Annotated in this window: 23 protein-coding genes, 1 tRNA gene and 1 other annotated feature (1 of these 25 running past the window's edge); of the genes, 1 reads left to right on the plus strand and 23 read right to left on the minus strand. The window is 56.1% G+C overall.

What is annotated here, in order from left to right; genetic code table 11:
• Window positions 1-231 (minus strand) — a binding site (T-box leader) (it extends 44 nt beyond the left edge of the window).
• Between the two features lie 95 nt (window positions 232-326).
• The 14 genes from NOS26_RS02330 to NOS26_RS02395 form a co-directional block, all read right to left on the minus strand.
• Window positions 327-1436: a type II secretion system protein GspD gene (locus NOS26_RS02330; protein ID WP_177183656.1), complete on the minus strand. Its 1110-nt coding sequence runs from the start codon at window positions 1434-1436 to the stop codon at window positions 327-329.
• 12 nt (window positions 1437-1448) lie between these two features.
• A complete protein-coding gene (locus tag NOS26_RS02335) occupies window positions 1449-1955 on the minus strand; it encodes a hypothetical protein (RefSeq protein ID WP_255917212.1) in 507 nt (168 codons plus the stop codon).
• Between the two features lie 67 nt (window positions 1956-2022).
• Complete coding sequence (gene galE / locus NOS26_RS02340) at window positions 2023-3018, minus strand: UDP-glucose 4-epimerase GalE (RefSeq protein ID WP_054335891.1); 996 nt, start codon at window positions 3016-3018, stop codon at window positions 2023-2025.
• A gap of 28 nt (window positions 3019-3046) precedes the next feature.
• Window positions 3047-4489 carry a glucose-6-phosphate isomerase gene (locus NOS26_RS02345; protein WP_074786885.1) on the minus strand — a complete coding sequence of 481 codons (1443 nt, stop codon included), beginning with the start codon at window positions 4487-4489 and terminating at the stop codon, window positions 3047-3049.
• Between the two features lie 265 nt (window positions 4490-4754).
• Window positions 4755-5522 (minus strand): amino acid ABC transporter ATP-binding protein, encoded by a 768-nt coding sequence (locus tag NOS26_RS02350; protein ID WP_014015170.1) that lies wholly within the window; start codon window positions 5520-5522, stop codon window positions 4755-4757.
• Between the two features lie 11 nt (window positions 5523-5533).
• Complete coding sequence (locus tag NOS26_RS02355) at window positions 5534-6184, minus strand: amino acid ABC transporter permease (RefSeq protein ID WP_014015171.1); 651 nt, start codon at window positions 6182-6184, stop codon at window positions 5534-5536.
• 133 nt (window positions 6185-6317) lie between these two features.
• Entirely contained in the window at window positions 6318-7121 is an 804-nt protein-coding gene (locus NOS26_RS02360) for an amino acid ABC transporter substrate-binding protein (RefSeq protein ID WP_014015172.1), read from the minus strand.
• 12 nt (window positions 7122-7133) lie between these two features.
• A complete protein-coding gene (locus NOS26_RS02365) occupies window positions 7134-7931 on the minus strand; it encodes an amino acid ABC transporter substrate-binding protein (protein WP_014015173.1) in 798 nt (265 codons plus the stop codon).
• Window positions 7932-8081: 150 nt separating this feature from the next.
• Window positions 8082-8588 carry a hypothetical protein gene (locus tag NOS26_RS02370; RefSeq protein WP_014015174.1) on the minus strand — a complete coding sequence of 169 codons (507 nt, stop codon included), beginning with the start codon at window positions 8586-8588 and terminating at the stop codon, window positions 8082-8084.
• Window positions 8585-8920 (minus strand): hypothetical protein, encoded by a 336-nt coding sequence (locus tag NOS26_RS02375; RefSeq protein ID WP_014015175.1) that lies wholly within the window; start codon window positions 8918-8920, stop codon window positions 8585-8587. Before NOS26_RS02375 ends, NOS26_RS02370 begins: the two co-directional genes overlap by 4 nt.
• A 9-nt stretch (window positions 8921-8929) precedes the next feature.
• The gene (locus NOS26_RS02380) at window positions 8930-9832 is read right to left on the minus strand and encodes a hypothetical protein (RefSeq protein ID WP_014015176.1); all 903 of its coding nucleotides are present in this window, start codon (window positions 9830-9832) and stop codon (window positions 8930-8932) included.
• Between the two features lie 10 nt (window positions 9833-9842).
• Window positions 9843-10787 (minus strand): phosphodiester glycosidase family protein, encoded by a 945-nt coding sequence (locus NOS26_RS02385; RefSeq protein WP_014015177.1) that lies wholly within the window; start codon window positions 10785-10787, stop codon window positions 9843-9845.
• Between the two features lie 23 nt (window positions 10788-10810).
• A complete protein-coding gene (locus tag NOS26_RS02390; protein ID WP_014015178.1) occupies window positions 10811-11617 on the minus strand; it encodes a polysaccharide deacetylase family protein in 807 nt (268 codons plus the stop codon).
• Window positions 11618-11635: 18 nt separating this feature from the next.
• Window positions 11636-12613 (minus strand): C-terminal binding protein, encoded by a 978-nt coding sequence (locus NOS26_RS02395; RefSeq protein WP_014015179.1) that lies wholly within the window; start codon window positions 12611-12613, stop codon window positions 11636-11638.
• 138 nt (window positions 12614-12751) lie between these two features.
• Between NOS26_RS02395 and NOS26_RS02400 the strand changes: the two genes are divergently transcribed.
• Window positions 12752-12840 (plus strand) — tRNA-Ser (locus NOS26_RS02400).
• Between the two features lie 171 nt (window positions 12841-13011).
• Here NOS26_RS02400 and hydE read toward each other — a convergent pair.
• From hydE to hisA, 9 genes are all read right to left on the minus strand, one after another.
• A complete protein-coding gene (hydE, locus tag NOS26_RS02405) occupies window positions 13012-14091 on the minus strand; it encodes a [FeFe] hydrogenase H-cluster radical SAM maturase HydE (protein ID WP_014015188.1) in 1080 nt (359 codons plus the stop codon).
• A 24-nt stretch (window positions 14092-14115) separates the two neighbouring features.
• Window positions 14116-15381: a uracil permease gene (gene uraA / locus NOS26_RS02410; RefSeq protein ID WP_074786887.1), complete on the minus strand. Its 1266-nt coding sequence runs from the start codon at window positions 15379-15381 to the stop codon at window positions 14116-14118.
• Between the two features lie 16 nt (window positions 15382-15397).
• Window positions 15398-16690 carry an FtsW/RodA/SpoVE family cell cycle protein gene (locus NOS26_RS02415; RefSeq protein WP_074786889.1) on the minus strand — a complete coding sequence of 431 codons (1293 nt, stop codon included), beginning with the start codon at window positions 16688-16690 and terminating at the stop codon, window positions 15398-15400.
• Window positions 16644-17348 (minus strand): tRNA (guanosine(46)-N7)-methyltransferase TrmB, encoded by a 705-nt coding sequence (gene trmB / locus NOS26_RS02420; RefSeq protein ID WP_074786891.1) that lies wholly within the window; start codon window positions 17346-17348, stop codon window positions 16644-16646. The genes NOS26_RS02415 and trmB overlap by 47 nt, the downstream gene beginning before the upstream one ends.
• Window positions 17349-17470: 122 nt before the next feature.
• Window positions 17471-18565, minus strand: coding sequence for a mandelate racemase/muconate lactonizing enzyme family protein (locus NOS26_RS02425; RefSeq protein WP_036202424.1), 1095 nt, complete (start codon window positions 18563-18565; stop codon window positions 17471-17473).
• 8 nt (window positions 18566-18573) lie between these two features.
• Window positions 18574-19692: an HAD family hydrolase gene (locus tag NOS26_RS02430; RefSeq protein ID WP_240936522.1), complete on the minus strand. Its 1119-nt coding sequence runs from the start codon at window positions 19690-19692 to the stop codon at window positions 18574-18576.
• An 18-nt stretch (window positions 19693-19710) separates the two neighbouring features.
• Entirely contained in the window at window positions 19711-20424 is a 714-nt protein-coding gene (hisIE, locus tag NOS26_RS02435) for a bifunctional phosphoribosyl-AMP cyclohydrolase/phosphoribosyl-ATP diphosphatase HisIE (RefSeq protein ID WP_255917213.1), read from the minus strand.
• Window positions 20425-21189 (minus strand): imidazole glycerol phosphate synthase subunit HisF, encoded by a 765-nt coding sequence (hisF, locus tag NOS26_RS02440; RefSeq protein ID WP_014015195.1) that lies wholly within the window; start codon window positions 21187-21189, stop codon window positions 20425-20427. It lies immediately after the preceding gene.
• Between the two features lies 1 nt (window position 21190).
• Complete coding sequence (gene hisA, locus NOS26_RS02445) at window positions 21191-21907, minus strand: 1-(5-phosphoribosyl)-5-[(5-phosphoribosylamino)methylideneamino]imidazole-4-carboxamide isomerase (RefSeq protein ID WP_255917214.1); 717 nt, start codon at window positions 21905-21907, stop codon at window positions 21191-21193.
• Window position 21908: the final 1 nt, after the last annotated feature.

Here is a 21908-nt window from a genome sequence, read left to right on the forward strand (position 1 = left end):
TGGATAAAAAAAGAGTGGTACGCCAGGGACGGAAGATTCCGCGGTACCACCCTAATTATCTCGAATCGATCAACTCATGGCCGTATAACGGCAGCCGTCCCGGTACAGCCTACTCACGTTCAGCCGTACAGTTCAGGAATGAACTTCATGCCCTCTCCCCTGTCCCCTCACACCAGCCGGGGACTCTCTGAAAAGCTCAAAGACACTACTTTTTTCCATCACAACTGTTATCAGGAAATCTGTTGTTGACCATGATTATACAGGAAAATAAAATAAAGTCAAGGAAAAAGTAACGAAAAAATGTAAAGAAAATCACGTAAAACGTACTACGAATCAAGTAAAACGTGAGACTTGAGAACCAAAACAATTTCTGTGTTTTTATGCGACTTATAGTGATAACGAAACAATTTCCCCAACACCGGCAATGACGCCAGAATGGGTACCTTGCGGAAATGCTCCACCTCTTCCCGGCGGATCAGACCACCAATGACCAAGGGCTCGCCATCGCGCAGACGCACGACCGTCCGGGCCTGGCGCGTCGCAATGCGGTAGGCCTTCATTTCCGGTACAAAAACAGGCGTACTCACTTCCGCCACCAGCTGAGCTGTCACCGAGTTATCCGGATGGATCTGCGGAGTATAGGTCAATTTTATGCCCGCCTCTTCGTAAGTCGTGCTCACAGCCGTCTCCTTGCCGGACAGATGCTCCGTCTGGACGGGAACCTTATCGCCGATGAGGATGTGCGCTTCCCGGCCATTGCTGGCCACCATATGCGGCGAAGCCAGAATCTGAGCCCGTCCCTTTTCTTCGAGGGCGTGGATTGTCCCGGTCAGGGAAAAGACATCGTGGTCCGCTCCGCCTTCCACCGTCGACCAATTCCATTCCATACCGGTCTGTTTCAACAGGCTGTCATCGACGGAGGCGACCTCTACAGAAACATCAACTTGCCGCGCCGGCACATCGAGGCGCTTCACCAGGGAATGAACAGCGGCCTGCACTTGGTGGGTCCCGCCGACGACGAGGGTATTCGTATCACTATGACAGCGCACATCGGCTTCCGGTACCGCCGCCTGGACAGCTTCTTTCAAAACGGCCGGGTCGGCATAGCGCAGAGACCAGGTGTGGAACGTCTTGACGCCTTTTCCCGCTTTGGGTCCGGTCATCGTCCGGATAGGTCCGGATTTTTCATAGTACAAGCCTTGGCTGTCGGCAATAGCCTGCAAGGCCTCTTCCAAGGTGACATCGTGGAGGTTCATCGTCAATGCCCCCTGCACGCTGTCATCGACGACGAGATTGATATTCCCTGACCTGGCCAGTCCTTCCAGTACCGTCCGCGTCGGCACATCCTGGACCTGTACATCGACGGCTCCCGCTGTCCAGGGACAAAGGCAACAGACGCTGACAGCCAGCCACTTTTTCCATTCATTCACAACCATCCCTGCCTTTCCTTACAAAGGAATTTCAAAAACCCGTCCATCCCGCTGCAGGCTGGTGGCCTGACGGTTGACGTAGGCGACATACCAGCCGTTCCACCATTCACCGGCAGCACACGTCGCCGTCTGTCCCTGCCATTTCAAAATGACCAAGTGAATATCTCCTTCATGGACGGCGCCGCAAACGACGGGCAGCGCCCATTCTTTCTTCTCTTTTTCAGGTTGTTGCTTTTCTTCTTTAGGCGCAGCTGGCGGTACCTCTGGCGGTATCGCTTCAGGAGCAACAGTCTTCTTCGGCAGACTGCTGGCAAACAAATCGGGTAAGGGCTGGTAGCGCAAGGCCGGTCGGACATCATAGACAAGATTTTCGTTGCCATGCTCCCGTTTTCCTTCGTCATGGGTAGAAAAAACGGGATGCGACCCAGCTTCATGCTGAGCGGCATCCCGTTTCGTGTATTCTTGTCCTTGCGACGGCTCGTCCCACCACATCCAGATGGCGCCAAGGCAGACAAATATCCCCATATAGGGAAGCCATGTCTTGCGATGTTGAACGATACCGTTCCTTACCCTTTGCAGGACGGATAAGACCTTATTTCTTATCTCCATAGCCCTGCGGATGATGCTGATGCCAATTCCAGGCATCGGCAATGATTTGTTCTACGTTGCTGTGTGTCGGCTGCCAGCCTGTGACGCGGCGGATCTTTTCGGATCCGGCGATGAGGATGGCCGGGTCGCCGGCGCGGCGCGGTGCTTCTTCGACTTTGAAGTCTTTGCCGGTGACTTTCTTGGCGGCTTCGATCATTTCACGGACGCTGAAGCCGTTCTGAGAGCCTAAGTTGAAGTACTGCGATTCTCCCCCTTCGGCGAGGTACTTGAGGACCCTTACGTGGGCGTCTGCAAGGTCTGTGACGTGGATGTAGTCACGGATGCAGGTGCCGTCGGGCGTGGGATAGTCGGTGCCGAAGATTTTGATGCTGTCCCGCTGGCCCAGGGCCGTCTGCAGGATCAAGGGGATGAGGTGTGTTTCCGGGGTATGGTCTTCCCCGATGGTGCCGCTTCCATCGGCCCCGGCCGCATTGAAGTAGCGCAGGGCCACGTAGCGCAGGCCGTAAGCCCGGCTGAACTGGGCCAGCATGGTTTCGATCATGAGCTTGGTCTGGCCGTAGACGTTGGTCGGATGGTAAGGCATGTCTTCCGTAATCGGCGTCTGTTCCGGTTCGCCGTAGACGGCGGCCGTCGACGAGAAGACGAAGTATTTGACGCCGGCCCGGCGTACGGCTTCCAAGAGGCTGTATGAGCCGACGACGTTGTTATCATAGTAAATCGTCGGGTTTTCCATGGATTCGCCGACCTGGCTATGGGCGGCGAAGTGCATGACAGCGTCGATGTTCATGTCTTCCATGATGTGCTGTACCCGGTCGATGTCATGGATGTCGACGACGTAAAAAGGGATTTCTTCCGGGACGGCTGCTCGATGGCCGCGGGAAAGATTATCGATAACGACGACGTTGTGGCCTTGAGCCAATAAAGCTTTGACCGTGTGGCTGCCGATGTAGCCAGCGCCGCCTGTAACGAGAATATTCATTGAAAATCTGCCTTTCTTATATTATCATCTATTTTTCTTGTAATTTCTTCAGGCGGCCGCCGAGGAATTTCTTATAGACTTCGACGCCGGGCTGGTTGAAGGCGTCGACGTTGGCGTATTCGCCTTCGTATGCGATGGACAAGCAGAGCATGAACATCAATTCGCCCAGGTGATACGGTGTGAGGGCGGGCAGGATGTAGTTGGCGCTGGGACGGCCGTCACCGGCGAGAGCTTCGGCGTTGGAGCTGCGGGCGGCTTCCAGGATCTGGCTCAAGGGCAGGCCGCTGAAGGCAGCGAGTTTCGGGTATTCGTCATAGAGATGGGGGACCGTGACGTCGTCAGGCCAGTTTTCGACGGAGACGAACTGGACGACTTTGTCCTGCGGGCCTTCCTGGTGTTCCTGGGTCTGGGCGTGCATGTCCGTCGTACCGACGGCGACGATCGGCGTGCGGCCGTAGTTGACGACGTTGCCCTGTTTATCCAGGCGTTTGCCCAGGGATTCAGCCAGGAGCTGGATGTACCATTCGGACAGGGATTTCAGGTTGTCCGCATAGGGCATGAGGACTTCCAGGTCGCGGCCGTGGTTCTTGCCGGCCAGGAATTTGAGGACGCTGTTGAGCAGGGCCGGGTTCTGCCAGATATCCGGATTCTGGCAGGCGTGGTCCATGTCGCGGGCGCCGTCGAGGAACTGGCGGATATCGAAGCCCGTGAGGGCACCGACGATGAGGCCGACTTCGGAGAAGACGCTGAAACGGCCGCCGACGCCATCGGGAACGTAGAAGATGGGCCAGCCCGATTTCTTGGCCAGGCCGTGGAGCAATGTTTCTTTATCGCCACCGTCGTGGGGGTCCGTAACGGCGACCGTTTCCAGGGCAATGCCGGCGTCGTTCATGGCCTGTTTGAGGACCATGTAATTGGACATGGGTTCAATGGTCGAACCCGATTTGGAGATGACAACGGCCATGACCGTGTAGTTCGGTTTGGTGTGGCTATCGGCCTTGAGGAAATGAATGAGGCCTGTCATCTTATGGGAGTCGACGTTGTTGCCGGCAAAGAAGGCTTTCGGGAAGCCCTTGCGTTCTGCCGTGCTCTTGAGGTTCCAAAATTCGCCGCACTGGACGTCGAAGAGGACCTTGCCGCCGAGATAAGAACCGCCGATGCCGAGGAATACGACGGCGTCTACGCGGTTGCGCGTCGTCCGTGCCAGTTCTTCCAGGGCAAAGATGCGTTCCGGGCTGTTGATGTTGCCGTCTTCGATGTACGGCAGCTGCGGGAAGAGGACTTCTTCCGGTTCGCCGTCTTTCGAGAGATGGCCCGGCATGATACCGGTCTTGCGCATATTCATAACGGCTTCGTGGGCTTTTGTATAGACAGGCGCGAAAGCCTTTACTTCATCTTCAGTTACTGCATTGGGACCATAGAGGTTGGTTACGTCAAAAGTAAATCCAGAACGTAATTTCAATTGGGTCATGTGAGTTCCCTACCTTTCGATAGAATAATGTCTGATTCACGTATAAGGTCATTATAGCACAAAACGGGGCGCACGGGCTACCTCCTGGACGGGGACGGGCCCGATGTGGAAAAAGGACTTGTCGCATGACGACAAGTCCTTTTTTGCTGTAGGGGCTCGCACGTGGCGAGCCCGTTCATGTAAATGATTGATAACGGGATTCCCGCAAGCGGCTATGGCAACCTCTCAGACCGCCTTTGGCGGCCTGCGAATTGCGATTTTGCAATCAAAAATGCAGCATGGATTTTAGGAAGTTCTGGGTCCGTTCGTTCTGCGGGTGTTCGAAGACGTCTTCCGGTTTGCCTTGTTCCTGGATGATGCCGTCGGCCATGAAGATGACCCGGTCGGCGACTTCCTTGGCGAAGGCCATTTCGTGGGTGACGATGATCATGGTCATGTGTTCATCGGCGAGCTGTTTGATAGTCCGCAGGACTTCGCCGGTCAGTTCCGGATCGAGGGCACTCGTCGGTTCGTCGAAGAGCATGATGTCCGGGTCCATGGCCAGGGCGCGGGCAATGGCCACACGCTGCTGCTGGCCGCCGGAGAGGCGCGACGGATAGGCATCGCGTTTGTCCCAGAGGCCGACTTTCTTCAGGAGTTCTTCGGCCTTGGGCATGATGTCTTCGGTCTTCATCTTCTTGACGATGCGCGGCGCTTCCAGAATGTTATCCAAAACGGTCATGTGCGGGAAGAGGTTGAAGTGCTGGAAGCACATGCCCATGCGGCGGCAGATGGCCCGGACTTCGGCTGCCGGGGCATAGACGGCACGCTGGCTTCCTTCCGGCGTACTGACCATGGTCCGGCCGTCGACGACGATGGAACCGCTGTTAATCGTTTCCAACTGACAGAGACAGCGCAGGAAGGTACTCTTGCCGCTCCCTGACGGGCCGATGATGGAAATGACTTCCCCCGTTTCAACGTGGAGGGTAACGTCTTTCAAGACTTCGAGACTGCCGAAGGTCTTGCGGATATGGTCCATTTCAATAAAACTCATGATAATCCTCCTTATTCATCGTAAACGGCATAGCGTTTTTCCAGATATCCAAAGACCTTAGTCAGGATAAAGGTAAAGAACAGATAGAAGACAGCCGCTACCAGGAAGGCCGTCGTATCAAAGTCGCGCTGTACGATGGAACGGGTAATGCGCAGGATGTCGTTCATGGCCAGGATGTAGACCAGGGACGTATCCTTGAGGAGGTTGATCGTTTCGTTCGATACCGGCGGCAGGACGCGCTTGATGACCTGGGGCAGGATGATGCGGCGCATGGTCTGGACGTAAGTCATGCCCAGGACCTTGGCACCTTCATACTGGCCGCGGTCGATGGACTGGATGCCGCCGCGGAAGATTTCGGCAAAATACGCGGCGTAGTTGAGGACGAAGGCGATGATAGCCGCCGGGAAGGCCGGCAGTTTCAGGCCGTCGATGATGAAAGGCAGGCCATAGTAGATGAACAGGATCTGCAGCATGAGCGGCGTGCCGCGCATGACATAGATATAGGCGTACATGGCCTTGCGCAGGATGGCGATTTTGGAAATACGGCCGATAGCCATGAGGATGCCCAAGGGCAGGCTCAGGATGATGGTGATGATGAAAATTTTCAGGGTAATCTGAAGGCCTACGGCAACGGCAGGCACGATGTGAAATAAATAGTCCATGTTGGCTCCTTTTTGGGAATTAACACATATACGGCATAGGATTCACTTATATACGCAAGGCGGGCCGCCCTTTTGGGCGGCCCCTACATACGGTCCATAGGACCGTTGCAAACTGCGAACTGCGAATCTCCGCTTACTGTACTTTAATGGTAATATCTTCGTTAAACCACTTCTGGGACAACTTAGTCATTGTACCATCTTCGCTCATTTGTTTCAAGACGTCGTTGAGTTTATCCTGCAAGAGCGTATCTTCTTTGCGCATGCCGACGCCGAATTTTTCGTCGCCCATCTTGTCGTCGATGACTTTGAATTTGCCCGGCTTCTTGGCCATGTAGTAACGGCCGACGACGCTGTCGACGAGGATGCCGTCGGTACGGCCGATTTCCAGGTCCATGAAGGCATTGACGAAGTCACCGTATTTCTTGACTTCTGCCAGGGAATCCTTGAATTCGGCGTTCTTTTCCAGGGCGTCGATGGAACTGCTCCCTTCCTGGGTGCCAATGACTTTCCCTGCCAGGCCGGCCCGGTCGCTAACCGGCGAATCGGCGCGGACGACGAGGAGCTGAGCGTTATTCATATACGGCTTGGAAAAGGCAATCTGCTGAGACCGTTCGTCCGTGATGGTCAAGCCGTTCCAAAGCATGTCGACCTGTTTGCTCTTGAGGGCCGCTTCCTTGCTGTCCCAGTCGATGGGCTTAAATTCGACGGGGATGCCCAGGCGCTTGGACGCTTCCTGTGCCAGGTCGATGTCGAAGCCGACGAGCTGACCGCTGTCATCGCGGAAACCCATGGGCGGGAAGTTGTCGTCGAGACCGATGACGATCTTATCGGGCAGTTTCTGTGCTGCCTGTTTATCCGTATTGCCGCCGCAGCCGGCGATCATGGTAACGGCTGCGACAGCCAGGGTGCCCGCAGCCAGTGCTTTTTTCCAATTCATGTAAATTCCTCCTTACATCGTGACGTCGATGCCAAACCATTTTTCAGAAATCTTCTTCGACGTACCGTCGTTGTGCATATCTTCCAGTACCTTGTCGATCCGGGCCTTCAGTTCCGTGTCATCCTTGCGCATGCCGACACCGCTGGGGATGTCCGGATAGCCGACGTCGATGATGCGGAAGGGCGCGTTATTCTTCTTGATGAAGTAGGCAGCTGTCGTCTGGGCGACGACAACGGCGTCGATGCGGCCGACTTCCAGGTCCATGAAGGACGTGACGTTATCCGAATACTGTTTCAATTCCTTGAAGGAATCGCGCAGTTCCGGTTCGGCTTCGATGGCTTCCAACCCAGTGCTGCCCTGCTGGGTGCCGACGATCTTGCCGGCCAGGTCGGCCTTGCCCTGGATGGGCGAGTCGTTCTTGACTAACAGGATCTGCGGGCCGTTTTCATAAGGCCGGGAGAAGAGGATGTTCTGTTCCCGTTCCGGCGTGATGGACAGGCCGTTCCAGATGGCATCGATTTTCTTGCTCTTCAGTTCCGTTTCCTTGCTGTCCCAGTCGATGGGCTTAAATTCGACTTCCATGCCCAGGCGCTTGCTGGCTTCCTTGGCCATGTCGATGTCGAAGCCGACGAGCTCGCCGCTTTCATCATGGAATCCGAAAGGCGGGAAGTTATCATCGAGGCCGATGACGATTTTCCCCTTTTGAGCCGTCGCCCCCTTGTCGGTCTGTTTGTCAGCGCCGCACCCGGCGACGAAGGTTGCTGTCAGAAGTGCCGCCATGCCGGCAGCTGCGTATTTTCTCCATTCCATGATTATCCGCTCCCTTGAGATCATCTAGACGTACCGTTGTGTACAAGCCTTATTTTACTTTATTTCGTTAAAAAGATAAAGGCTTTAGGGTATAAAAAATCGGCATGTCTCCATGCCGATTTATGCATACCATACATATGACAGGCGCCGTCAGTGAGCGCTGTCGTCGTCATCGCGCTCATGGGCCTGCTTGATGCGGTCGATGATGCGCTGTTTGTTCCGCTTGGAGAGGAACTGCAAGTGGACCGGCAGGACGGCCAGCCCCCCTTCTTCGGCTTCGCCCAGCTGGATTTCCTGCCAGCTGTCACCGATGACGAAGATATCCTTATACGGGAGGAAGACGAGGCTCCGCTCTTCATGGAACTGATCGTCGTAGAACTCGCGGAGGGACCGGAACTGGCGGCGGACGACGAGGCCTTTCCGGGTGACGTAGCACATGACGTCGTCCTGGCGGTGGATGCGCCACAGGCAGAAAGCCAGGACGGCCCAGTTGTCGAGGTGCTCGACGAGGTGCTGTTCGCCCATCATAAGCCAGAAGAAATAGATGGCCACCAGGAGGAAGAGGACCTTCATGAAGACCGAGAACCACTTGGAGTTCTCATAGGCCGCCTCGACGGGACCGCAGCGGAAGCGCTTTTCCAGGTCCTCGTTTTTCATTTTCTCAGTTTCTTGCTCGTCTTCGGCGCCGTCTTGATGACGACGTTGCGGCCGTCTTTGACGACTTCCAGGGAGATGTCGCCGACGCCGTCCTTGAAGTAAGCCATCTTGATGTCCAACAGGATGGAGCCGACTTTTTCCTGGAGGTCATCCGTGAAGAACTGGCGGCGGAAGTCCGATGCGGTCTGCTTCTTGGCCGACTTTTTGGCCTGCGGCCGGCGGACGCTCACTTCGTCGTCTTCCCAGCCCGTCGTTTCAAAAGTCGCTTCTTCTTCAACGCCCTGGAACATGTCTTCAATGGAGCGGTTCTTGGGAATCTTATGTTTTGCCATGACAATCACCTACTTCTTTTCCATTTTGTCGGATTTTTCCGACGCTTCGTGCATACTATTAAGGGTAATCTTATTAAATTCTTCCGGCGTCTTGTACGTCGCAATCTTCTTGAAGCCGACGCGCAGGCGGCCCCGGTAAGCGGCTACGACCTTGTCGTCGTGGTTCATTTCGGCGATGTAGATTTCCTGGCCGTCGATGCCGATGAGGCGGAAGTTGCCGCTCGGCGAGATTTCACGCCAGCTGCTGGTCGCTCCGTCGAACATGTAGACGACGCCGGTCCTCAGGTTGTCGTAGAAGAAGGTATCCGAGTCGTAGAAGACGGCAATGCGGCCGATGTTTTCTGCCTGGACGTGGATGCGGCGCGTATCGTAGTTGGCATCGGTCCGGTAGATGCGGTATTTATTTTCGCCAACTTGGAGCTTCATGTAAACGACATTGGTCGCTGTCGAATAAGCGACATCGGTAATCTTGCTGTCGACCGGTGCGTCTTCGATAGGCGTATCGAGTTCGCGGTCCGGATAAATCGGGTTGTACTGGGCGATGTAGACGCCGTACTTGCCGTTTTTCCTGTCGCGGCCATAGGTAGCGAAAATAGCCAGGTTGCGGTCGGGCAGCCATTCAAAGAAAGAAACTTTACGGCCGTGGAGATTGATGCGCTGGGGATCGCTCTTCTTTCCGGCTTCGTAAATCGTGACCCTGTCGTCGACGATAGTCGCCATGAAGCGCTTGTCATAGGAATAGAAGCTGCGGCCGTTCGGTTCCGTCCCTTCGCCCATGGCTTCCTGCTGGTTCGTGCCGCCGATCTGGAAGTCCGACGTCGGCGCAAACAGGACCTGATCGAGATAGAGATAAATAGCAGCCTGGACGGCGATGCCTGCCAGAAAGACTGCGATGAACTTTCGTATTTTCATAGCCTGCCTCCTACTTGACGACGAACGCCGTCGGAATCATGCGTTCACCTAAGAGGTCCGCCGGTTTGTTGATGACTTTGCCGTTATAATACAAGGTCGAGCTGGAACCACCGTCCAGGTTGGCCGCGATGACCGCGCCTTCTTCATACATGATGTTCTGTATGTCACGCAGTGTCGCCCCGACAGAATAGCCGGGCTGGCGGCCGTCGATGACCAGGAACAGGACCGTCCCGTCCTTGCGCTGGCCGATGGCCGTGCGGGGACCGACGCCCCAGCCGCCGTCGCCGCGGGTAATCATCTTTTCACCGTTGACGATGAGGGCCGGCCCGAAGGAAATGCCTTCGACAACGTCTTTTTCTTTCAATTCGGCCTTGGAGTAATTGCCGACAATGAGGTTGCCATCCTTGGTGAAGCCGACAAATTCATTTTCTTCCTCGTCGGACGCATCCTGGCCGAGGAGATATTTGCCATCGTGGAGGATGAAGCCATAGGGCTGACGGCCCGTGCCGGTCCCGTTGGCATCGTAGAAGCCGCCGGCATTGATGGCAGCTACGGCGCCGACACGTTCGGCGATGCCGCTGGTCGTATCGCCCTTTTCATCCATGTTCTCAGCCGTCGCGACCTGTACGCGGTGCGGATCCGGGATTTCCAGCAGGAATCCCTTGAAACGGCTGGAATCGATATTCTTCAAAGTCAATGTCGAATCGGTACGGGCTTTGAATTTAAACAATTCCTGTTTCGGCGTCGAGCTGATGCCGCCCAGGATCTTGTCGATTTCTTCCTGCGAAAAGAGCCAGGTAATGTACTGGGGATGACGGCTCTTGAGGATGGCCCCGACGACGGTGCGCTTCAGATTGTCGAACGGTCCGAAGAGGACGACAAAAGGCGATGTCAAGGCGAAGAAAATGGCGACAAAGACAAAAAACTTACCGATTTCTTTTACGTGTTTCCTCATAAGTAACCTCGAAAATAATAAAGTTAGCGTTCTTCATAGTGCGGTGTCGTGACGCGCTGCTTGAAGTTTTCTATGTCGACGGCATTGCCGATCCAGATGCGCTTGACTGCATAGGGGTTGTCCCCGTATTTGGCCCAGCCTGGATCCATGGTGAAGGCCAGTTTGATGCCGGCTGCCTTCAACGCGTCGCCGGCGCTCTTCGTATAGCCGCCATAGGGATAGCAGAAATATTCGTTGGTAATGCCCAGCTGTTCCTTGAGTTCAGCCTGGCTCTTCTTGATTTCATCGGCAAAGGTACTGCCCGTCATGTCCGTCGCCCGTTCATGATGATGACTGTGGGACGCGATGGTCAGGCCGGCAGCCTTCATTTCTTTGACCTGCTGCCAGTTCAGGCGCGTCGCCTGGTCCGTATCATAGGTCGGCACGAAGACCGTCCCGGCAAAGCCGTATTCCTTCAAAACGGGCATGACGATGCTGTACGTATCGGGATAGCCGTCGTCAAAGGTAAGGACGACCGGCCGGACCGGTACGGGCTTGTCGTGGACCATATAGTCGTAGAGCTGATCCATGGTGATGGGATGGAAATCATTGTCCTTCAAGAACTTCATCTGTTCCCGGAAGTGCGATTCCAAGAGGACCGCGTCGTTGTCCGGCACATCGCCGATCATGTGGTACATCAGGACCGGGATGCCCTGTTTGGGCACGGCCATTTCTACCTGCGCCGGCTGCGGCTTTTCCGCCTTGGCCGTATCGCCGCTCTGCGTCGGCGTACAGCCAACCAGCATGAAGCAGCAAAGAACGGCCAGACAGGCCAGTTTCCATATACGCAAATTGTACAGCCCCTCTCGTTAAGATTCTTCGCTGTCCCGCCGGGTCACAACGGGCAGCTCGTCGTAATGGCCGGCCAGGAACAAACGGATATACCGTTCGGCATCATCACGGACGGCCTTGTCGGCTTCTACGGAATGGAAGCAGACATTGGGCGTGAGCAGGAATTCCGGCCGGGCGATCATCTTGAGCAGCATCGGGCTCGGATGTTCCATAGATAATACGTCGAGAGCGGCACTGCGGATGTGGCCGTCGTCGACAGCATGATAAAGGGCCGCTTCATCCGCCAGGCCGCCGCGGCAGCAATTGACGAACATGGCCCCTTCTTTCATTTCCTCGAACTGTTCGTCCTGGAAGATGTAACGTGTCGTTTCGTTGAGCGGCATGTGAAGTGATACGACGTCGCTGGTCTGAAGAAGCTTGTCAAAATCGACGGGACGGACACTGCGTTCCATCATGACCTTTTCACTGACAAACGGATCATAAGCCTGGATCTTGCATCCAAAAGCCTGGAGACGGGCGGCGACGGCGCGGCCGACATGGCCAAATCCGACGAGGCCGATGAGATTGCTGCTGACACGGTGAATGGGCCAGGAAACGGACCCGTATTCCCAACGGCTGTTGGTGCGGATATCGCTCTGGTATTCCGGCAGCTGGCGGATGAGGGCCAGGATCATGGCACACGTATGGTCTGCGATGTCGTCGACACAGTACGACGTATTGTTGATGACCATGACGCCCCTTTCCCGGGCAGCCTCCAAATCGACATTATCCGACCGCGTCGATAAAACGACGATCAATTTCAGATCATCCAATTCTTTCAGAAGGGAAGCCGTAATCGGTTCGGACTTGCAGACGATGATGTCCGCATCTTCGAGCCTGTCGGCCATTTCTTCTTCATCTCCGGGAGGACAATATTCAACGCGCGCTACATCGCGCAGTCTCTCTCCAAAATCATCTTCATCCTGACGTCCTGTCAAAACACTTATGTGATACATTATCACTGCCCCTTTTCTATAAACAAAAGATTTAGACATAAAGATACACCTAATTATATACCATATAAAAGTCAATTAGCAAGTCCCTGCGCCGTCCTTGACGGAATTGTAAAAACTCTGCTATAATAGTTTCGTTATGGAAAGGTGTCCGAGTGGTTTAAGGAGCTAGTCTTGAAAACTAGTGATGCGGCAACGCACCGTGGGTTCGAATCCCACCCTTTCCGCCAGCTTCCAAAAAGGGCTGTCGCACATGCGACAGCCCTTTTTGAGTGGTTAGCAAAGGCCCCAATCGGGGCTTTTTTTACGAGTCACGAGTATTCTGAAGTGATGTTGTCAATCTGATTCTGAAGCGGCCTGCGGCCTGCGAACTGCGACCGGCGGGGCGCACTTGGGCGCCCCTACTTTTTATGGAAAAAGTGCGGCGAGTCGCCCCATTGTCCCAGGCCGATGGTGTCGCCTACGGAGGCGACGCGGGCGCTGATGCAGTTCTTGCACTGGTCCGGTACTTCGTCGACGCAGGGTTTGTTGTCGTATAAGAGGTACTGCGGCCGGTATTTGGGGACCGTGACGATGGGCATGAGGACGTTGGCCCCGGCTTTGAGACCCAGTTCCCGTCCCAGGGGATGGAGGGCCTGGAGGGCCGTCGTGGCTGCGATGTTGACGTCGGGCAGGAAGAGACGCGTGACGGCAATCATCTTGAGGCCCAGTTCCAGGCGCCGCCGTTTTTCCTCGTCGCTGTCCAGGCCGCCGGCCAGTACCTGTTTGCCGACAGGCGTATTGTGATGGACGACGTACGGCCCCATGCCGATCATGTCGATATCCATGTCGCGGTAGAAGAGGATGTCATCAGCCAAGTCACCCAGGGTCTGGCCGGGCAGGCCGATCATGTCGCCCGTCCCTACCTGATAGCCGATGCGGCGCAGGCTGTCCAGGCAATCCTTGCGGACCTGCCAGCGGTGATGGCCGTCCTGAGGATGGAGGGTGGCGTAGAGGTCAGGATTGCTCGTTTCGATGCGCAGGAGATAGCGGTGGGCACCGGCCTCGAACCAGCGGCGGTACGTGTCTTCCGTCTGTTCGCCGACGCAGAGGGTCAGGCCCAGTTCGCCGTGGCTCAGGTCCTTGATGTCGCGGACGAGGCCTTCGACGTAGTCGATGAAGGCTTCATCCTGCCGTTCGCCGGACTGGAGGGTCAGGGATCCGTAACGGTTTTCCCAGGCCCAGCGGGCCATGGCCAGGATATCGTCGCGCGGCGTGTCGAAGCGTTCCACTTCGTCATTGCTCTTGCGGATGCCGCAGTATTTGCAGTCTTTGATGCAGTAATTGGAAAATTCGACAAGGCCCCGGTAATAGACGACGCGGCCCACATTGGCAGCCTTGACGGCATAAGCCGCATCATAGAGAGCCTGGAGTTCATCAGGATCGGTAATCGAGAGGAGCGCGATCAAATCGTCGCGGGTTTTCGGTTGGGAAATAGTCATAGACGGAACTCCTTTCAGGCCGCCTTATTCGTTGGCCCAATGGATTTTTTCAAAGAACAGGAAAACGAGGCTCATGACCATGGCCACGACCGTAGCCAGGCCCATGCCCTTGAGCTGGACCGGCCCGAGGATGATAGTCGCCCCGCTGAGGCCGGAAATCATGGTGACAGCCGTGAGGATGAGGTTCTTCGAGCGCGTATAGTCGACCTTCTTTTCTACGAGCATGCGCAGGCCCGAAGCGGCGATGAAGCCGAATAAGAGGATGCAGACGCCGCCCATGACCGGTGTCGGGATGGCGTGGATGAGGGCTGCGATCTTGCCGATGAAGGAAAAGAGGATGGCAAAGACGGCAGCACCGCCGATGACCCACGTGCTGTATACGCCGGTAATGGCCATGACGCCCATGTTTTCACCATATGTCGTATTCGGCGTCGAACCGACCAGGCCGGACAGGACGTTGGACAAGCCGTCGGCAAAGAGGGACCGGTGCAGGCCCGGGTCCTTGATGAGGTCGCGGCCGACGATATCGCTGGTGACGAAGAGGTGGCCCAAGTGTTCTGCCAGGACGACGAACAGGGCCGGCATGATCATCATGATGGCACTGAGATTAAATTCTGGTTTGTAGAAGGTCGGGATGGCAAACCAAGGCATTTCCTGGACATGGGTCCAGTCGACGACGCCCATGAAGAAGGACAGGATATACCCAGCGATGACGCCGATGAGGATGGGAATGATGCCGATGAAGCCCCGGCCGAGAACGGTAGCCAGGATGGTGACGACCAGGGTAAACGTCGAGATGATCATGGCCGTTTCATTGGACATGCCCTGGACTTCGCCCATATAGCCGGACATATTCATGGCCAGCGGTGCCAGTTCCAGGCCGATGATGGCTACGATAGAACCCATGGCAGCCGGCGGAAAGAGGACGTCGATCCACTTGGTGCCGACTTTGTCGACAATGGCCGCCAGGACCATGAAGGACAGGCCGAAGACGATGAAGCCCCCCTGGGCATCGCCATAGGACATGCCCGACGTCGAGCAGACGGCCAGGACCGGCGAGATGAAGGCGAAACTCGAGCCGAGGTATGCCGGCAGGCGCCATTTACAAATAGTCAGATAAATGAGCGTACCGACGCCGTTCATGAACAGGGCCGTCGCCGGGTCGACGTGGAGCAGGAACGGTACCAGGACCGTCGAGCCGAACATGGCAAAAAGATGCTGTAAACTTAAAGGAATCGTCGGCAAGATGGGAAGCCGTTCTTCTACATGTATAATTCTTCGTTGTTCCATAAAATCCTCCTAAATTCTAATGCCGAATAAAGGGCGGCCGCAAAGCCTGCCAGGCCTGATGGTCCGTCATGTCCTGCGCCCGGGCGGCGTCGATGTAATTGTCATAACTGATGCGCAGCAGCAAGGCCGCGGAAATGAGGTTCAAAATGAGGGACGACCCGCCATAACTGATGAAAGGCAGCGGGACGCCGACGACGGGAAAACAGTCCGTGACCATGGCCATGTTGACCAGGCCCTGGCCGCCGAGGGAAAAAGTGATGCCCATGGCCAGGAACATGCCGAACCGGTCCTGACAGGAACCGGCCGCCTGGACGCCGAAATAAATCAAGGCCAGGAACACGACCAGGACCAGGATAGCCCCCAGGAATCCCCATTCCTGGCAGATGATGGCATAGGCAAAGTCCGTATGGGCTTCGGGCAGATAACTGAACTTGCTGATGCCCGTCCCCATCCCCTGTCCCCAGACGCCGCCGGAACCGATGGCGACGAGGCTCTGATATATCTGATAGCCGATTGTCTTCTTATAGGAATCAGGACTCCGCCAGGCCCGGATGCGGTCTTTCTGATAATCATGAGCAAAGAAATAAAAGGACAGACCGATGATGGCCAAGGTCACAATGACAAACACGAGTACCTTCCACCACGGCCAATGACGGTCATAGAAGGGGATGCCGCTGCAAATGAGCATCAACACCGGCGGTACAAAAAGGATGATAGCCGTGCCGGCATCCGGCTGGAGCAGGATAATGGCGGACAGGATCAGCGGTGGGATGAGACAGAGCAGACCATAACTTTTGAAAAGCCTGTCTTTCTTCAATAAAAAGGGCTCCCACTCTTCGACATGCCAATTTTTGACAAATCTGCCGATGACGGCTGCCTTCTCGCCGTGGCAGTCCCAAAAGAAGGTCAAAGCCGCTGCCATACAGACGATGGCTGCCAGCTTAGCGAATTCCGACGGCTGGAACGACACGATGCCATAGCCCAGCCAGCGCTGGGCCCCGTTGACAGTGATGCCAAAGGCTTTGACGGCGAAGAGCAAGAGAACGCTGGCCAGGAAAAAGAGCCTGCACCAATGGCGCAGCCACTGATAGCCCAGATGCCAGATTCCCCGGGCTGTCAGCAGGCCTATGACCAGGAAGACCAGCTGCTTCAGAAGATAGCCGTAGACCGTGCTGCCGCCGTCTAGGACAAAGGTCGAGCTGAGGATATTTTCCATGCCGATGACGATGAGAAGGGAAAATATCCCTACCAGCCAGAGAACGTTAGTCCTCCGGTGCCGGGTCTTGACGGTCAATCTGGGTTTTAACATGATCAATCACTTCCTTGGGACGCGTAGCGACGCAATGGAAAATAGGCTGTCCCTTAGCGCTGAACTTCGCTTCATATTCCGTCATGGCTTCATTCAAAATGGAGCTGTTATGCAAATCGTACGTCACTTCTGACAAGGGCCAGCCACATTCCCGAAATTCTTCCAGTGTGAAATCGAAGAGGCCCGCATTATCGGACTTAAAGTAAATTTGGCCACCCTCACGGAGGAGCCGTGCGTAGCGGTCGAGGAAACCGCGATACGTCAGGCGCCGCTTGGCATGGCGCTTCTTGGGCCAGGGGTCGCAGAAATTGATGAAGAAGCGGTCTACTTCGCCGGGCGCAAAAATATCTTCCAGCCGGGCCACGTCGAAGCGCAGGAGCTGGACGTTGTCCACTTCGGCTGCGGCGCACTTCTTGCCGGCATAATAGAGGACGCCGACCTGGATCTCGATGCCGATGAAATTGACATCCTTATGGATCTGGGCCATCTGGGAAATGAAGTTCCCCTTCCCCGTCCCCAGTTCGACCCACAGCGGTGCATCAGGGTCCTTGAACAGGGTCCGCCATTTCCCCTTATAGCTTTCGCAGCTTTCCAGATGGAGAAAATCACTGTAATCCTTGATAGCCTCGTCAATCCACGGTTTTCTTCGTAAACGCATGTTGCCTCCTTATAAAAAATGATTCATCGCACAAGAACCCTTCAGACCTGCTGTACAAGCCGAAGGGTTCCATAACTAACTTTTTCAGACTTATTTTATTATAAAAAATGTCGGCGCCGGTGTCAATCTTTTAATGGCTGCCAACCTTCAATGGCCGTAATGCCCAGGCCCGGCGCGTCGGGGACGACGAGGTGGTCTTTGTCATAGGTGATGCCGCCCCGGACGGGGTCGGCAGCCATGAGGTCGGCCGCGTCGAGGTCGTTCTTGGTGATGACGGCCTTGCCGGCAGACAGGGCAGCCGCGGCGGTGATGCCGACTTTGCTTTCCAGCATGCAGCCCATCATGCAGCCGACGCCGGCGGCATCGGCCATGGCGGCGATCTGGGCGGCCGGTCCCAGACCGCCGGCCTTCATGAGCTTGATGTTGATGAGGTCGCAGGCCCGCATGGCCAGGAGGCGGAAGACGTCTTTCGCACTGAAGGCCGATTCGTCGGCCATGATGTCCGTCGCCACGTGGTCCGTGACCTGTTTCAGGCCTTCAAAGTCGGCGGCGGCCACGGGTTGTTCGACCAGTTCGATGTCGAGGCCGGCGTCTTCCATGCGGCCGATGAGGCGGATGGCTTCTTTCGGCTTCCAGCCCTGGTTGGCATCGAGGCGGATGGTGATATCCGGCCCGACGGCCTGGCGGATGGCGGCGACGCGCTGGAAATCAATGGCCGGGTCGATGCCGACTTTCAACTTCAAGTGGCTGTAGCCCAGAGCGACGGCCTGGCACGCATCGGCCGCCATCCCAGCCGGGTCATTGATGCTGATCGTAAGGTCCGATGCGATGCGCGTCTTGCGGCCGCCGAAGAAACGATACAGGGGCAGGCCGTAGCGCTGGCCGAAGAGGTCGTGGACGGCCATGTCCAGAGCGGCTTTGGCCGACGTATTGTGGACCATGGATTGGTGGATCGTGTCGAGGATATCTTCGCGGTCGTCGATATCCCGGCCGATGAGTTTCGGCCCGATGGTATATCGAATAGCAGCGGCGACTGATTCGTGGCTGTCACCGGTGATGACGACCGTCGCCGGCGCGTTGCCGTAGCCCGTATGGCCGTCGTCGGTATGGACCTTGACGACCAGGTCTTCGGCGACGTCGACGCGGCGCAGGGCCGTGATGAACGGCGTTTTCAAGGGAATGGCAATCTTCCCGATTTCAATAGCTGTAATCTTCATGATAGTTCCTATGGTAAAATATCTAAAATCTCTTCGACCGAGTCGACGATATAGCGGACATGTTCCTTCTGGAACATGGGCTTGGCCGCCGGACCGTCGATGCCGGTCAGGGTCCCGATCATGGTAGCCCCCATGGCCCGGGCACACCAGACATCGGCCAGGGAGTCGCCGACGACGTAGTAAAGGCCCTTCTTGAAGTCATCGGGATGGCTGACGTAGTCGAGATAACGTTTCTTGTTCTTGCCGAAGGCCCCCAGGTAATACGCAAAGGGATTGGGCTTGTCCAGGGACATGTGCAGCATGGCTTCGGCTTCTTCCACGTCGCTGTACGTCGCTACGTAGTGTTCATCAAATTCATCGAGCCAGCCGTAGGTCTGGAAGGGAATCTCCATTTCCATCTTCGACCGCCCCGTGGCGATGGCGATCTGATAGCCCCGCTTCTTCAAGGTCTTGAACATATTGCGGATACCGTCGACCGTCCCCAGCGGTTCTTCCCGCGTCAAAAAGCCCGGCTTCCCCGGCGCATACGGCTCCTTGCCGTAGGTCTTTTCGTAGAGGTCGTCGCCGAAGTACCAGTCCTGGAAAGCTTCAAATTCCATCTGCCACAAGGGCGAATTGAGGGGCGTCCACTGGCGGGAGCTCGGCCCCAGGGACGACTGGACGGCATCGGTCAAATAAGTAAAGACCTCGTCCTTGCCGGCCCGTTCGGGAATGACATTGTCCAGGCGGCGGTATACGTCGTCTGCCGTCGGCACGGGATAGCCCCGCAGGAGGGAACCCAGGTACTGGACGTCGTCGACTTTCTTCAGGCAGCCGTCCAGGCAGCCGTGGTCGGCTACGTACTGTTCCAGCATGAGCCACAGCGTGACGACGATGTGGGCGTGGACCATGTCCCAGTTGCTGTTGACGCCGTGTTTCTTGAGCCACAATAAGATGTCGTCATTTCTCCAGAAACGGGCCCGCAAGGCGGCGATGGTCTCGTCGTCGAGGTCGGCCGTGATCCGTTCCGGTTTGAGGTGCATATAGCGCGGGCTGTAATACCATTCCCAGACGACCAGGGCCGATACGTCGAAATAGCGCTTTTCACTGAGCAAGACGCCATCGACGTCAAAAATCACTTTCTTCATGCGCCTTCCCCTTCTTCCCTAAAAAGTCTTATCTAAATGGCCGACGGTCTTCTTGTTGCCCTTGACGTGGGACCGTTCTTCCAGGACCTTCATGACGTCGTTGACGGTGACGCCCGTGTCTTCCCAGAGGACGGACAGGTGATACAAGAGGTCCGCCGATTCCTTGCAGACTTCCAGGCGCAGGTTGTCTGCTTCGGCCGACGTGTCTTTCACGACAGGGTCGGCGTTCTTGGCGGCAATGATGACTTCCGACGATTCTTCGCCGATTTTCTTGCAGATCTTGTCGATGCCCGTCTGCAAGAGGTAGGCCGTATAGGATTTTTCCGTCGGATGGACGCGCTTTTCACTGATTTCTTCGCGCAGGTCCGACAGCATGGAGAGATTGCCGGTGTAAGTCTTTTCCCATTCCGTCATGGACCGGAAGAAACACGATTTATGGCCTGTATGGCAGGCGGCGCCGACCTGGTCGACCGTCAAGAGGATCGTATCGGCATCGCAGTCGACAGCGATGGAACGGACGTGTTGGAAATGGCCCGACGTTTCGCCTTTATGCCATAATTCCTGGCGGCTGCGGCTGTAATACCAGGCGTCGCCGCTTTCGACGGTGCGCTTCAAGGCTTCGGCGTTCATATAAGCTACCATGAGGACCTTGCCGCTGCACCCTTCCTGGACGACGGCCGGTACGAGGCCCTTTTCATCAAATTTAATGTCTTTCATCGATACACTTTCCATTTATTCTTCTGCCCCTCTCATGGGAATTCCCTGTCCTTGTAAATAGGTCTTCAAATCGGGGATGTCGATCTGGCCGAAGTGGAAGACCGAAGCGGCCAGGGCGGCATCGACGCCGACGTCGAAGACATCTTTGAAATCCTGCATCGTGCCGGCACCGCCGGAAGCGATGATGGGCACAGGCAGTTCCGTCGCCAGGCGGCGGTTCAGTTCCAGGTCGAAGCCGGCCTTTTCACCGTCAGCATCCATGGAGTTCATGCAGATTTCACCGGCCCCCAGGGCGACGCCCTGTTTGGCCCAGGCGATAGCGTCGATGCCCGTATTCTTGCGGCCCCCTTCGACGTAGACCTGCCAGCTGCCGTGGTTGTCGCGCTTGGCGTCGATGGACAGGACGACGCACTGGCTGCCAAAACGCTGGGCCGCTTCGCGTATCAGTTCGGGGCGGCGGACGGCAGCCGAATTGACCGATACCTTATCGGCGCCAGCCCGCAGGACCTGATGGAAGTCGTCGATGCTGCTGATGCCGCCACCAATGGTAAAGGGAATGGTAATGGCTTCGGCTACGGCGCGGACGACGTCGATGAAGATATGGCGTTTTTCATGGGTCGCCGTAATATCGTAGAAGACGAGTTCGTCGGCGAGCTGGTCGGAATAGAATTTCCCCAGTTTGACAGGATCGTCGACGTCCTGGATATGTTTAAACTGCTTGCCTTTGACGACGCGGCCATCGCGGACGTCCAGGCACGGTACAATACGTTTTGCCAACATCTTACATTCCCCCTAAGGCGCGGATTTCGGCCATGGTGATTTTCCCCTCGTAGAGCGCCTTGCCGGTAATAGCCCCGTAGACGCCCATGGCCTGTAATTTCTTCAGATCGTCGATGCTACTCATGCCGCCGGACGCAATGAGGCGGATAAAAGGCAGCTGCTGGAGCTGACTGAGCATTTCAAAGTTCGGCCCTGTCAACATGCCGTCGCGGCTGATGTCCGTATAGACCAGGGTATTGATGCCGATGTCGAGCATGGACTGGGCAAAGGGCAGGACCTTCTTGTCACTGCCATCGACCCAGCCGCGGGTGGCGACGACGTCGCCTTTGGCATCAATAGAAACGGCCAGGGACGAACCGTATTTCTTGGCCATGGCCGTAATGAATTCCGGGTCTTCGACGGCTTTCGACCCGATGATGACGCGGTTGACACCGGCTTCTAAATACGTTTCGATAGCTTCTTGGCTGCGGATGCCGCCGCCTACTTCGACGGGGATGTCGACGGCTTCACAGATGTCGCCGATAAGGGAGGCATTGGTCAATGTTCCTGAAAAGGCGCCGTCCAAATCGACGACGTGGAGGAACATGGCCCCTTCGTCACACCACTTGACAGCGGCGTCGACAGGGTTCTCGAAATACGTCGTGCTGTCGTCTTTCACGCCTTGGCGCAGGCGGACAGCATGGCCGTTCTGGATATCGATAGCAGGAAATACGATCATA

The sequence above is a fragment of the Megasphaera sp. SC8-1 genome, from assembly GCF_024436295.1.
GTDB lineage: Bacteria > Bacillota > Negativicutes > Veillonellales > Megasphaeraceae > Megasphaera > Megasphaera elsdenii.